At 45.5% G+C, this 13,272-nt stretch carries 13 protein-coding genes; 5 read left to right on the top strand and 8 right to left on the bottom strand.

All coding sequences use genetic code 11. From position 1 onward, the window contains the following. On the bottom strand, positions 1–382 hold a 382-nt coding region (locus tag WCM76_13700), incomplete at its 3' end, for a hypothetical protein (protein MEI6766683.1). 483 nt (positions 383–865) lie between these two features. Here WCM76_13700 and WCM76_13695 point away from each other — a divergent pair. Continuing rightward, on the top strand, positions 866–1,183 hold the full coding sequence (locus tag WCM76_13695; protein ID MEI6766682.1) for a hypothetical protein: 318 nt from the start codon (positions 866–868) through the stop codon (positions 1,181–1,183). A gap of 124 nt (positions 1,184–1,307) precedes the next feature. Here WCM76_13695 and WCM76_13690 read toward each other — a convergent pair whose 3' ends face one another. Together WCM76_13690 and WCM76_13685 are read right to left on the bottom strand one after the other, a co-directional pair. Then, entirely contained in the window at positions 1,308–3,314 is a 2,007-nt protein-coding gene (locus WCM76_13690; GenBank protein ID MEI6766681.1) for a hypothetical protein, read from the bottom strand. A 2-nt stretch (positions 3,315–3,316) separates the two neighbouring features. Beyond that, positions 3,317–3,805 (bottom strand): T9SS type A sorting domain-containing protein, encoded by a 489-nt coding sequence (locus WCM76_13685; protein ID MEI6766680.1) that lies wholly within the window; start codon positions 3,803–3,805, stop codon positions 3,317–3,319. Positions 3,806–4,312: 507 nt separating this feature from the next. Between WCM76_13685 and WCM76_13680 the strand changes: the two genes are divergently transcribed. Beyond that, positions 4,313–5,278 carry a M28 family metallopeptidase gene (locus tag WCM76_13680; GenBank protein MEI6766679.1) on the top strand — a complete coding sequence of 322 codons (966 nt, stop codon included), beginning with the start codon at positions 4,313–4,315 and terminating at the stop codon, positions 5,276–5,278. 175 nt (positions 5,279–5,453) lie between these two features. Then, the gene (locus WCM76_13675) at positions 5,454–6,938 is read left to right on the top strand and encodes a glycine-rich protein (protein ID MEI6766678.1); all 1,485 of its coding nucleotides are present in this window, start codon (positions 5,454–5,456) and stop codon (positions 6,936–6,938) included. Between the two features lie 78 nt (positions 6,939–7,016). On the opposite strand, the gene WCM76_13670 is transcribed toward WCM76_13675, so the two are convergent. Genes WCM76_13670 through WCM76_13650 form a run of 5 tightly spaced genes read right to left on the bottom strand, consistent with a single transcriptional unit; the run spans position 7,017 to position 11,522 of the window. Next, on the bottom strand, positions 7,017–7,706 hold the full coding sequence (locus WCM76_13670; protein MEI6766677.1) for a (Fe-S)-binding protein: 690 nt from the start codon (positions 7,704–7,706) through the stop codon (positions 7,017–7,019). Between the two features lie 33 nt (positions 7,707–7,739). Continuing rightward, complete coding sequence (gene hydE / locus WCM76_13665; GenBank protein MEI6766676.1) at positions 7,740–8,831, bottom strand: [FeFe] hydrogenase H-cluster radical SAM maturase HydE; 1,092 nt, start codon at positions 8,829–8,831, stop codon at positions 7,740–7,742. A 2-nt stretch (positions 8,832–8,833) separates the two neighbouring features. Next, the gene (locus WCM76_13660) at positions 8,834–9,997 is read right to left on the bottom strand and encodes a cysteine desulfurase family protein (protein ID MEI6766675.1); all 1,164 of its coding nucleotides are present in this window, start codon (positions 9,995–9,997) and stop codon (positions 8,834–8,836) included. A 9-nt stretch (positions 9,998–10,006) separates the two neighbouring features. After that, positions 10,007–10,708 (bottom strand): GTP-binding protein, encoded by a 702-nt coding sequence (locus WCM76_13655; protein ID MEI6766674.1) that lies wholly within the window; start codon positions 10,706–10,708, stop codon positions 10,007–10,009. Positions 10,709–10,724: 16 nt separating this feature from the next. Continuing rightward, positions 10,725–11,522: an ATP-binding cassette domain-containing protein gene (locus WCM76_13650; GenBank protein MEI6766673.1), complete on the bottom strand. Its 798-nt coding sequence runs from the start codon at positions 11,520–11,522 to the stop codon at positions 10,725–10,727. A gap of 158 nt (positions 11,523–11,680) precedes the next feature. Here WCM76_13650 and WCM76_13645 point away from each other — a divergent pair, with 158 nt between their 5' ends. After that, positions 11,681–12,376, top strand: coding sequence for a Crp/Fnr family transcriptional regulator (locus WCM76_13645; GenBank protein ID MEI6766672.1), 696 nt, complete (start codon positions 11,681–11,683; stop codon positions 12,374–12,376). Between the two features lie 170 nt (positions 12,377–12,546). Then, entirely contained in the window at positions 12,547–13,272 is a 726-nt protein-coding gene (locus tag WCM76_13640) for a peroxiredoxin (protein ID MEI6766671.1), read from the top strand.

Genomic DNA, 13,272 nt, shown 5'->3' with positions numbered 1-13,272 from the left:
TTGGTGGACCAGTTTGCCGCGGAATGAGTGGACTACTATGTGCGGAATATCCACCTGCCCTGGTGGCGGTATCTTCCAGATTCTGCAGCGCCGGTTTTACTTCGCGTGCAATATCCATAAGGTCGCGCGAAAGTTTGAACTCTGTTCTGAAGGCATTCACATCAACAAAAGGAGGTACCATACCCGGGTTTGCTTCCGCATAATTGATGGACTTTTCTACGAAACCGAGTGATTTATCTCCCAGCTTCAGGCATTTCCTGCGTTCCGATACGGTCATGCTTATCAGGAACGGAAGTTTTGCGGTGAAAGAATGCAGGATTTGCAACGCATCTGCAACGTCCTGTGTCGTGAAGTTCACGTTTGAAAGATTTGAATTAGCCATAACATTTATTTTTTAAGGTTTATAAATGGAGTGGAGCAGCTCAGGGAAATTACCCTCGATTGCCAATGAATTCCATTTATTATACCAATCTTTTAAATGGCTGTTTATATTGTAGTTGAGTACTTATAAGGGGAGCGTTTTGTTCTATTTTTAGGAATAATGAGTTTCAATATTGGAATAATTAACGCGTAGAATGCAGTTGCGCTTTTGTAACGATTGACTTACCTGTTTGTAATTCGTGTTCATAATTATTGCATTATTTGCCGCCCTTACAACTGATATTTCTCAGCTTATACGTACAATGTCTCTGCTGAGTGTTTGCCGAAACGTTTTGATATGAGCAATTTACCGGCTTCGTTGGCTCAAGGCATTATTATCCCCCGTTTTTACAACGATACTAAAACAGAACAGAGCCCGTTAGATTTCTATATTCGATGAATATTTCTAATCAGAGCTCACTGAACTCATAAAAAACAATACGACATGAAAGCCACCATCCCTGTTTTAGTACTCAGCCTGGCTGCCCTTTTCGGATGCAGCAAAAGTTCAGACACCGGTTCAACCTATACCTCAAATTGTACAGGAGCCGAAAAATCATGGGCTACCGATGTAAAACCGATTATAACATCGACATGCAGTGGTTGCCATTCATCATTTACTACCTATAACGGAATCTATGCTTCGCGTTCGGGTGTGAAAACTGTTATAGCGGCAGGCACAGCCCATCACAGCGTATCACTCACTACCGAACAAAAAGACAAGGTAAGCTGCTGGATTGATAACGGCGCCCCCAATAACTGATGTGGCTTATTATTGCCGGAAGTTTTAAATGAAAAAGAGGCTGTCTCAAAAATGAGGCAGCCTCTTTGTTGCACGAAGGTGAATGGTATGCTGTTCCTTCGTTCAATATACCATTTGGTTCACATTATCTGCCAACCGGTTTGGTGTCGTCAATACTCGACGGAACATTTGAATTAACCTTGTTCACGGGTTTATTCTTTGTTGATGCATCCGTTGTTTTTACTTTGTTATCTGCTTTTTTCACGACAGTCTGTCCGGTATTCAAAGGCACCTTCTCATTGATGGTGGTCACGCCTTCGTCGGGGTTGGTGTAGTAGATACCCTGACTTGCCGGAAGGTTGAAAGCTGTCGGATGCAGATATTTTCCTTTGTTTTCCGGTTCTTTGTCAATCTCGTTGGGGATTCGGTTCTGTTCGGCAAAAGCATCATGACGAATACCCGTCACCTGCCAGCTTACCTTTACGTTGGGATGTGTGGTGGTAATCTCAAACTGATTATTGCTCACTTCTTTTGAGATGATGGCCTGGTCAAAGGTTCCTATCACCGTAAGCTGGTAACGGAATTCCATGTTCAGTGCTTCAAAATACGCCGGGAGCTGAACAACTGCTTTGCCTGAAGCATCGGTTACAATATTGCCGTTGTAGATGTTCATCATATCGGGACTTTCAACAAAGCTGTGGTAGAGGTATTTGTTAGCCGGATCAATGGGGTCGTCAATCTTGAATGAGCCGCCTCCCTTGCTCATCAAGCCCACTACTGCTAAACCCTGAGAAATGGTTACATTACCTGTTGATGCATCAATTCTCATTCGTTCGCCCCCGCCGCTGAGCTGAAATATCTGATACGCATCGGTAGCCGGGTTATTTCTCACATTCCATTTTCCTACTCCGGCTTTGTAATAGCGAAGGGCTGCATCGCCACTGAAAGCGTCGATGTCGACCACGCTGAATCCGCTGGTTGAAATGGACTGAATGCCGGTTGAGCCGCCGTGCGACACTTCAAGCTTATGTGAAGGGTTGGTGGTGCCGATACCGAGATATCCGGCTGAATTCAGACGCATCATTTCTGCACTGTTGGTGCCGAAGTAAATATCTGTTGAAGCATCAATGAGCAGTCCTGCGGTGTTTGTAGAAATACGTGCCAGATCGGCTCCGGTGATACCATAAATGCTGGCTCCAACGGTAGTGCCCATCTTTGACAGATCAAGATAATTACCTGCATTATTGTTTGCAGTAAAACTGGCTGTTGAATTGGCGTCGTCTGTTCTTGATAACACGTCGTTGTTTGCTCCTGATGTGAATGTTTCGAGTCTTGTAGTAGGAGTTTGTGTTCCTATTCCCAGGTTTCCGGTACCATTCTGCAGCGTAATACGTGAGCCGCCACCGCCCAGTTCGAATATTTCAAGATCGTCTGAATAAGGGGTGTTGCGGATATTCCACTGATTAACACCTGCATGTCCGAAGCGCAGCGCTGCATCTCCGGTAAAGGCGTCTATATCCACTACACTGAAGGAGGCTGTTGAGGTAACACCGATACCGGTTGAACCACTATGCGATACGGTGAATTTATGGCTGGGGGTTGTGGTGCCTATACCAACGAAATCCGTTCCGGGATCGTTATAGATATTGCTGTTGGCAGTCCAGTTGCTTCCGTCGTGGCGCAGTGTCTGACCGGAAGTGCCTGCAACCAGCGGACCTGCCGGGCCTGTCGGACCGGGCACGCCCGGTACATTGGCCGTTTCGGCGTATAATGCATAGGGTACACTTAATAATTCTGTCGTAGCGGTAACACTGTATGAAATACCACCTGCGGGGTCAGTCTCTACTTTAAGAAAGTAAGGACCTGCCGACCAGTCAATGGCTCCAATAGATCCGGTCACTGCCACACCATTGCCAATCTGTATGGTGGCAAGACCATTCTGGTTGGTAGTAGGTGTCTGTGTTTCCGAAAACACCGCCGACCCGCCGGGGGAGCCCTGCAGAATGCTCACCCTCATACCAACCGTTGCATTGGTTACAAGAACGTTTGACGGATTTCTGATTACAGCCTGATAGCTCAGCAATTGCGGAGCCTGTGCAAAAACTCCTGACACAAGCAGGAGGGATACCAATAGAAACGTGAGTTTTTTCATTGTTACCTGTTTTTAATTATTTTGAATGATTTGATTTCTTTCTGGTTATCACTGATTTTAAGAAAATAGTTCCCCGAACTCAGGTCACCCATCTGAAACGTGGTGACTGCAGAGGTGATGGCATTATTGCCAATCTGCCTGCCCTGCATATCGAATAAAGACCATCTGAGGTTCTGATAGTGGTTTTCGTCAATCGTGAGTGTAAGGACTCCTTCCACCGGATTGGGCATGACCGATGCCGACAATTCAATTCCCTTCATTTCTTCAACCGATGAACTGAATATCTCATAGGGTTGCTGCACGCCCTGAGAAACGGTTGCACCGCCTCCGCTCGACTGCACGTAATCAAGTTGCCCTATTGTGTAACTCACGGAACCACCCGGTCCGGTAGCATCGCCTCCGCTGCTTGCGGTACTGACCTGTGCCGTAAGATTCATTACTCCGGCGCAAAGCAACAGTAAAGACAATACCGTTCGTTTGAAACTTCTCATTGTTGTTGCGATTAGGTTAATAATAAATGTGAACTGTTTTTGTTAACAAAAATCAAAAGTACTGCTCATATAATGCGGATTGCAATAATGCCGCGCTGCGATTTATCAATTATGAAAATTTGCGCATATAGCAGCAATTAAATTCGTAGGATGATAAATAGAATGGTCAAAGCCGGGAAGACACATGATGACATAATCTGCATTCGCTGCTGGAACAGGTATTTCACATCATCGGTATAAAAGATATACATTAAAATGCGAAGAATAATTCATCCTCTGTGCAGGACGTAAAACGCATGAATATTGTTTAAAACCGGTGCCCTGCTTTTTGTCATGTTTGCATCAGAAACAGATTTGCACAACTCCATTCCGCTGTCGGACGTTTGTAACGCGTGACGGTAGAATAATTATGCTTCCAATGCAATTTTAATCGCATAGTTTTATTGAATTTCTGAAATTTTGTATATTGCAGAAGGAAGAATTGCTCCATCACTTTATACGGTCATCATGGCAAACACTTACCCTTACCAAAAAACAATGATATCAGCAGCTATGCTGATAATATTCTTTGTTCTTTTTTCCTGTAAAAAGGATGAAGACATAGCAATGGAATCACAACCCTTCATCACCGATTTTATCGGAAATATCAAAACCGATTCAATCAGTCAGAAGATTTCATGGCTGCAGCAGAACGGAACCCGGTTCGCGTTAAGCAATAACCGTAAAACGATTGCATTGGGAATACGCGATAAGTTGCTTGCCTATGGTTATGCCGACGCTCGCCTCGATTCATTCAATGTGAGCGGTACTTACGATGGAAGCAGTTATAACTGCACTCAGTACAATGTAATTGCAACGCTTGGAGGAGCCGTTCATCCCGACAGCCTGTGCGTGGTAGGAGCGCATTATGATTGCATTGTTGATGAGACCGACCCGCTGGTGGCTGCCCCCGGTGCCGATGATAATGCCTCCGGAGTTGCCGGAATGCTTGAGATTGCGAGGGTGATGAAACAGCAGAATTACAGTCCCCGCACCTCCATTGTGTTTGTTGCCTTTGGCTGCGAAGAACTTGACCTGAACGGCAGTGCAGCGCTCGCGCAGCAGTATTCATCGGCAGGTACTAAAATCGGCATGATGCTCAATATGGATATGATAGGCTATGATAAAGAGTCCGATGCCGGCTCATGGGAGATTAATATCATGTGTTACGATAACTCGGAATCCCTGCGGTCGCAGGCTGCGTCACTGGCAAAAACTTATACCTCGCTCACTCCTGAAAATGATAACCAGTATAATACCGAAGGCGACAGCTATTCATTTAATCAAAAAGGATATCAGGCATTGTTTTTCCTGAGTTACGACGACGACCCGTATTATCACACTATCAACGACCTCAAGTCAAACGTGAATGTTGAATATTGCAGTCAGGTTGTAAAACTCAATTGCAGCATGCTGCTCTACAATAATCAGTAGCACCTGCAATTCGTTGCATCATGAGCGGGCCATGTCTGAATTATCACATTCAGAGGGCTAAATCTGACATCAGCACCCTGATGCTATTGTCTTTTAGACTTGTTGAATAGATTCGAAGCAAGTCCAAAGAATGTTTTATATTTGTGCATACATAGACCAAATCATACTCAATTCAATGAAAAAGACCTTTCTTCTCTTTGTATTTATTCTTGCCGGTTGTGCCTCTGCTTTTTCTCAGGGCGCTGCCGTCAATGCAACAGGTGCGCCTGCTGCAGCATCTGCTATTCTGGATGTAAGCAGTATTACCAAGGGCATGCTCATCCCGCGGATGACAACTCAGCAGCGCGATTCAATTGCGGCGCCTAACGAAGGACTGATCATCTTCAATACCGACAGCAAGTGTTTTAATTATTTCAAGATAGGCAGTTGGTTTGAAGTATGCGGAAACTGCATAGGACCGCCTGCTCCTGTGGTCGGCAATAATGGCCCGCTCTGCGGCGGACAGACACTTAACCTCACGGCATCAACAGTTCCGAATGCAACCTACCATTGGACGGGACCGAATGGTTTTTCGTCCACACAGCAAAATCCGGTAATATCAAATGTTACTACGGCAAACAACGGTGTATACAGTGTTGTTCTTTCCAATCAGAACTGTTCCGGAAATCCGGTAACAACCAATGTAACCGTTACCAGTAATCTCTCATCAGCCTTCACGTTTACTCCGACAATACCATCGGTTGGTACCAATGTAACGTTTACCCCTTCGCAGACGGGGGCAAGCTACAGCTGGACGTTTCAGAACGGAAGTCCGTCAACAAGCACACTTCAAAATCCTTTGGTTACCTGGAGCAACACCGGTACATTTACAATTACGTTGGTGGTCAGCCAGAACGGATGCTCATCGGGTCAGACTTCACAAAATATTCTGGTAGATCCGTGTGTGCACGGAAGTATAACATTCAATTACACCGGCTCGGTACAAACCTGGACGGTTCCCACCTGTTTTAATTCAATTACGGTTGACGCGTCAGGTGCTCAGGGCGGTGGTTCGAACGGCGGTCTTGGCGGGCGTGCCATTGCTACTGTTCCGGTAACGGGCGGGGCTACATTATATATTTATGTTGGTGAACAACCAACCGTGCGTCCGGGTGCCGGAAGCGGAGGTTTTAACGGTGGCGGACAAATTATTGCGATGCCATGCGGCGGTGGCAGCGATGGATGGGGTGGCGGCGGTGCGTCTGATGTGCGCACTTCAACCAGTCTTAATGACAGAATCATTGTTGCCGGAGGTGGCGGAGGTACCGGTTATAGTGGCGGACTCGGTGGTTCAGGCGGTGGTCTTACAGGTGGTAATGGCGCAGCAAGCTGGATTTCGGGGACACAGGGACTCGGAGGTACACAAACTTCGGGTGGCGCAGGTGGGCCTTACAACGGGCAATATGCCGGCTCAGGTTCATTAGGTCAGGGTGGTGATGCAGGTCCTCCTACAACATATTGCACAGGTGGCGGCGGCGGCGGCGGCTATTACGGCGGCGGCGGCGGTTACGTTTCTGCAGGTGCAGGCGGCTCCAGTTATATCTCATATCCCGGTAGCACCGGAACATCAACAACTGCCGGTTACCGCACAGGAAACGGCGTGGTAACTATTACCTATTAGAAGATAAACTTCTTGATAATACAAAGAGAGGCTTCATTTGTGAAGCCTCTCTTTTTTTATTGAATGATGTGAACCGTACTATCCGATATACAGTCCTTCGATTCTTACTTTGTAGCTGCCATCTTTATTCTTTACAACAGCGTTTACAAGTCCGCTGTGTCTCCACTGCAGCATGCAGCGGCGGGGCAGGAACCAGTATCTGCGGCCTAGCTTAATCGGCTCTTTCGATTCTTTGATGAGTCCTTCGTATGCCTGTGCAACATAATAACCTATATCCACAAAACCTTCGGCACGCGGTCTCAGCGGACCGGTTACGCACCAGTTGATAACGCCATTGCGGGGGTCAGCGCTGGTAACGACACCACAGTGTGTTATCGGGCAGCCGCACGACATGCCCATAGGGCGACCAATCATCACATCATCCTTTTTCACGCCAAGTTCTTTCACGAGGGCCGGATTATAGGGTAGAATGGTTTCGCGCGGACCGGGTTCGTTGTCAAAGCAGTCCATAATAAAGTCAAAGTCGCGGTCAAGGCTGTCTTTCCAGCCCATTTTTTCTGCCATGCCTTCTGTGGCACAGCCGAGGCAGTTCCCGTGGGTTTCTTTACCGCTTATAGCTGCGGTGATGTGGATGCATTTTTTAAGGTCTTCCTTTCCTTCGTCAATCTTAACGGCGAAGTCGAGGCAGGTCTTGTAACCACAGGCACCGCAATCAAGTTTTGGCAGCAATTCCATGGTTTTGTTCTCGGTAATAATCTTTGTTTCCATAATAGAATTTCTATGTTTTGATTAGTTGTCAGATCACTTTCTCTTATTATTAAAATGGTTGGAGTCGCCCCATTCACCATATCCCACGCGGTCACCGGCAATAGCGATGCGCTTTTCAAGGCAGTCTTTACATTGTTCCGCATTTTCGTCGAGGCATGGTTTGTCTTTATACAGCTGATACAGTTTCCTGTTCTTTTCGGGAGTGAGGTTCGGCATAATCACATTGGCTCCCATCTGAAGCGCTTTCTCCCTTCCCATTTTACCAATAGCCTGCAGGGCTGTTGCTGAAGCTATATTGATATCTTTCATTGCCAGCCTCAGCACGGCAATCATTTTCAGCGTAAGCAGTAATCGTTCTTCGGGAGGCATCAATTCATTTCTGAACTGATAGAGCGGGGTGTCGGCATGTTCGATATAGGGACCAATACCTGCCATGTCAATATCCAAATCTTTGAAGAACTTAATATCGCCCGCAAGGTCTTCCTGTGTCTGGAAGGGCAAGCCTACCATAACGCCTGTTCCCAACTGAAAGCCGGCCTTTTTAAGACTGTGCAGGCAATTTATCCGTGTTTCGAAATCATGGATTTTATCGTCAGGATGAATTTTTCTGTACAATTCGGGCGATGAAGTTTCTATACGAAGCAGGTAACGGTGCGCGCCGCTTTCGTAGAATCGACGGTAGGTTTCTTCGGTCTGCTCTCCGCATGAAAGTGTAATTCCCAAATCGTATTTTGTTTTTATGGCCGAAGTAATACGGCACACAAAGTCAATGAATTCTTTGTTCTGCTGTTCACCCGATTGAAGTACAAGTGAGCCGTACCGGTTTTCATAAGCGAAAGCAGCCGCTTCCATGATTTCATCTTCACTCAGCGTGAACCGGTCAATACCCTGATTGCCTGCCCTTATACCGCAATAGAGGCAGTTCTTGGAACATTTATTCGAGAATTCAATCAGCCCGCGCAGCCAGGTAACGTTCCCGACATATTGTTTTTTTACTGCTCTGGCTGAGGCTTTCAGATAATCAAGTTCGTCTTTTGTGTGCAATGCCAGCAGATACAATATCTCCACTCGTGTGAAGGTATCACGTTCAATAATGCCCCGGATATGCTGTTCTGCGGTATTCAATGTTAGCTGAATATGGGATTTAACTTATGAATGCTTGCTGTAAATTCCTGTATGAAGTACAGGATATCTTCTGTGGTGGTGAACCTGCCGGGACTCACACGTACGGCGCCGCGGGCTTCAAACTGTCCGCGTCCCATGGCACTGAGTACATGCGATGCACTTTTTGTCGTATCATTATTTGAGCACGCAGAACCGGCAGAAACGGCGATTCCTCTTTCATCAAGATGCAGCAGCAGTCGCATGGTTTCTCCTTCAAGTCCGCTTATCGCGAAATTAATGATGTTGGGAATGCCGCGGTTTTCGTCTCCGTTTAAATAGAAGCCATCAAATTTTTCCTGAACATTATCGAGAAGCATCTTCCGTATTGCAGAAAGCCGTTCTGTTTCTGACTGCATTTCATTATGACAAATTTCTGCTGCTTTTGCAAATCCTGCGATTCCTGCCAGATTTTCCGTTGTTGAACGCAGGCCCTGTTCCTGACCGCCTCCGTGAAACAGCGGGCTGAGCTGAGTGCCTTCTTTAATATACAGGCATCCGACACCTTTGGGTCCGTAAATTTTATGTGCATTCAATGACATCATTGAGATGTTCGAAGCGCGGACGTCAATCGGTATTTTTCCGAACGACTGGCAGGCATCGGTGTGGAAGGGAACATGATGCTCGGCACAGATTTTTCCGATTTCTTCAATAGGCTGAATGGTGCCGGTTTCATTATTGACATGCATTACCGAAACCAGGATGGTGCCGGGTGTCTTAAGTTCATTAATCAGGCTCGAAGTATCCACAATGCCGTCTTCGCCAACGGGCAGATAGGTGATGCGGAATCCCTGAGTGGCAAGCCATGCGCAGGTCTTTAATATACAGTCATGCTCGATGGCAGATACGATGATGTGATTGCCGCGATGCCTGTTGGCGAATGCCGTGCCTTTCAGCGCAAGATTATTTGCTTCGGTACCTCCTGACGTGAAAATTATTTCTCCCGCTTGCGCATTGATGAAACCTGCCAGCAATGAACGCATTGCATCCATGGCTTCTTTGGAGCGGGTTCCGTATGAATGCAGACTTGATGGATTTCCGAAGCATTCTGTAAGGAAAGGCATCATGGCATCAAGAACCCGGGTATCAAGCCGGGTCGTTGATGCATTATCAAGATATACACTTCTCATGTTTTCGAATTATTCACCTACATAAAAAAGGTCTGATTCCATAGTGCGCAGTACGCCGAAATGATTTTTCGCACCAATCTCTTTTTTGCCAACGCAGATAGTACAGGTGCCCACAGGAGGATTGCCACGCAGGAACATGGGCTGTTCAACATCCACAGATTTCACAATCTGCTTCACGATAGGATCGATGCCGATACCGTACAGTGCATTGCTTTCAACAACCGTAATACCGTGTGCCGATTCCATTACGCGATACCTGAATACTTCGCGCTCTGCCTGTGAAATAAGGTCGATTTTAGTGATGACGCTGATGTCGGCCAGAGTGAGCATGGGACCAATTTTACGGGGCAGGTTCATACCGCTGGTAGCTTCGAGCACTACAATACCCAATGAGTTTTCAATATACGGTGAACAGCGCAGGCAAAGTCCGGCAGTTTCAACGAAGAGGTATTCTGAGCCGGCTTTCTCTGCCCATTCAACAGCTTCGTCGAGTACCACTACATTGCAATGGTCAGGACACAGTTCGCCGGAGTAAATCTTTCGTGTGGGTATGCCGAATTCTTTTGCTATAATTTCGTCTTCATCGGCAAACAGCACATCAATTTTTATGTATGATACTTTGAGGCTTTTAGCAATCATGCGCTTAATTACCTGTCGGATGACTGTTGTTTTGCCGCAGGTCGGAGGACCTGCAAATATGATTAGTTTCATATGCTTCTATTTGTTTTTAGAATGATAATCCTTTAATGTTCTCGTTAAAAATATCTTCTGTGATTTCTTCGCCTGCGCGGATGAGCTTACGGAATTCAAGCATCACATCATCAATCTTTTTAAGTTCAAGCGCTGCGCGGCGTTCGTCGGGTCCGGTCGTGATGAGCTTTTGCATGCTGCCGTTCTTCATAACAATACGGAAATCTGAAAGCAATGCAATGCGTGAATCATGTGTCACAAATACAAAAATCTTATCGTATTTTTTAAGCAGTTCGAGTGCACGTGTACGATGAATTCCTGCATTCTCGATCTCATCCAGCAGGATGATGGGTGAGTTACCGATAATGACCGCATCTGCAATGAGCAGTGAACGCGTTTGTCCGCCCGAAAGCTCTGTCATTCCAGTCGTGGGGATGATGGCTTCACCTGTAAGCTGATTTGCAAAATCGAGCGTTTCGGCGATAATGGCATCAATATTTTCAGCACCTCTGACAGTTGCGTGGATTTGTAAGAATTCACCCACGGGCAAGTCGGAAAGAAAATTTGTATGCTGTGAAATCAGCGCAATAGGGTGCTTCGACGGGTCGAATGTGAAGTCATCGGGAACCGGTTCACCATTGATAAGAACGGTGCGTTCCGAGGGCGTGTTGAAATTGGCGAACAGCTCGATATCATTTATCAGCGTGGTTTTTCCGCAGCCGGTTGGGCCAACGATGCTGATGATGTCGCCCATCTTCAGCTCAAACTCTTTTACTTTTTCGGGTTGGCCGTCTTTGCCTTTTCCCCCGATAATCTTAATCGTTTTAATATCCATATCCGAAAGTTTATTTATTTTAATCCTTGTTAGTCTATAGAATAAGTAGACAAAAGTAAATTTTGTTTATTTTTGCAGAATGAAACCACCATGAAATAGGGCAGATGGTTTTATGAAATAATTCAGTTATTATAAAATACAGTATAAATCCTTTTTACATGACAAGCAATAGTTATCCTGAAAAGTGTGCGCACTGCCTGTTCCGGCAGGTCGTGTGCAGTTATCTTGGTGATGAGGAATTCGACCGGCTGTATTCGAACACACTTCATTTAAGTTACAGACGCGGTGAGCATATCCTTAAACAAGGCAACCGCTTTACGCATATTGTGTATTTGTCGAAGGGCATGGTAAAAATGAACTATGAGGATGAGGCAGGGCGGAACCTGATTCTCACTGTGATTAACGCACCCAGCATGCTGGGAGGTGCCAACGTATTCAACGACGACCTGAATATGTTTTCTGTTACTGCTGTTGAGGAGAGTGATGTGTGCCTGATTGACATTTCCATTTTAAAGGGATTTGCTTTAAGCAACAGTGCCTTTGCGCTTAAATTGCTGGATTTTGTTTCGGCAATGTTCAAAGATTCCATGATTAATTTTATCAGTCTTGCACACAAGCAGGTGAATGGCCGCATTGCCGATATTCTGATCTATCTTTCCGAAAAGGTCTATAGAAGTAGTTCTTTCACGCTCTCGCTTACGCGTAAAGAACTGGCAGAGTTCGCAGGCTGCTCTCAGGAAAATGTAATCCATACCATGACAAGGCTTGAAAAAGATGGCATCATTCAATCAACAAAACGTTTTGTTGAGATACTCGATAATGAGCGTCTGCGACTGGTGGCAAAACACGGTTGAAACCTTAACTATCCTACAAACAGTTTACATGAACTTGTTTGCTGAATCCTGAAATTATTTACATGGCTTCTTATCTGATTTGTTAAAATTGATTTTTAGCAGCGCCATTGTTATATGCAAATATTGAAATGGTTGTATCTTTGTTTAGAATTATTATAAATAACAGAACAATGAAAAATACTATTTTAATACTCGTTTTTATAACATGCGGAATTAGCCTTTCCACTGCACAAAATGCCAGTCAGGTTACGCTGCATTTGGGAAGTGATGCACCTGCTTTTGTCGCGCAGTCAACACAGGGGAAAATAACATTTCCGGATGATTATTTTGCAAAGTGGAAGATTATTTTCAGTCATCCTGCCGATTTTACACCGGTTTGCACATCAGAAATAATGGGACTTGCAGCTATTCAGGAAGATTTCAAAAAGCTGAATACAGCAATTATTGTAGTTTCTACTGATGGCATTAACAGCCACCTTGAATGGATTAACTCCATGGAATCTATTAATTATAACGGACTGGGACCGGTGAAGATTAATTTTCCGCTGATTGCGGATATAGGATACGATGTTGCCAGAAAGTATGGAATGGTTCGAGCCGACACACTTGACCGTCATGCCATTCGTTCGGTATTCATTATTGATCCAGAAAATAAAATCCGCGCCATGTTTTATTATCCTGATTATGTTGGCAGAAATATTGAAGAAATAAAACGCACACTCATTGCACTTCAGATGAATGAAAAGAACGATGTGCTTACGCCTGCCAACTGGAAACCCGGCGACGAGGTTCTTATGAGAAGTCCGAAAACCATGGCCGATGCCGATAAGCTCAAAGCTAAAGAAGATCCCGCTCTGCACATGGTAACATGGTACATGTGGTTCAGAAAAATGTAA

This window comes from Bacteroidota bacterium, assembly GCA_037133915.1.
Lineage (GTDB): Bacteria > Bacteroidota > Bacteroidia > Bacteroidales > CAIWKO01 > JBAXND01.
This window is presented reverse-complemented; position numbering and strand designations above follow the sequence as displayed.

Bases quoted from the DNA above. Each gene is read 5' to 3' on its own strand.
- WCM76_13675 (MEI6766678.1), top strand. From the start codon at position 5,454: ATGAAAAAGACCTTTCTTCTCTTTGTATTTATTCTTGCCGGTTGTGCC.
- WCM76_13695 (MEI6766682.1), top strand. From the start codon at position 866: ATGAAAGCCACCATCCCTGTTTTAGTACTCAGCCTGGCTGCCCTTTTC.
- WCM76_13660 (MEI6766675.1), bottom strand. From the start codon at position 9,997: ATGAGAAGTGTATATCTTGATAATGCATCAACGACCCGGCTTGATACC.
- WCM76_13670 (MEI6766677.1), bottom strand. From the start codon at position 7,706: ATGGAAACAAAGATTATTACCGAGAACAAAACCATGGAATTGCTGCCA.
- WCM76_13680 (MEI6766679.1), top strand. From the start codon at position 4,313: ATGGCAAACACTTACCCTTACCAAAAAACAATGATATCAGCAGCTATG.
- WCM76_13645 (MEI6766672.1), top strand. From the start codon at position 11,681: ATGACAAGCAATAGTTATCCTGAAAAGTGTGCGCACTGCCTGTTCCGG.
- WCM76_13640 (MEI6766671.1), top strand. From the start codon at position 12,547: ATGAAAAATACTATTTTAATACTCGTTTTTATAACATGCGGAATTAGC.
- WCM76_13650 (MEI6766673.1), bottom strand. From the start codon at position 11,522: ATGGATATTAAAACGATTAAGATTATCGGGGGAAAAGGCAAAGACGGC.
- WCM76_13685 (MEI6766680.1), bottom strand. From the start codon at position 3,805: ATGAGAAGTTTCAAACGAACGGTATTGTCTTTACTGTTGCTTTGCGCC.
- WCM76_13690 (MEI6766681.1), bottom strand. From the start codon at position 3,314: ATGAAAAAACTCACGTTTCTATTGGTATCCCTCCTGCTTGTGTCAGGA.
- WCM76_13655 (MEI6766674.1), bottom strand. From the start codon at position 10,708: ATGAAACTAATCATATTTGCAGGTCCTCCGACCTGCGGCAAAACAACA.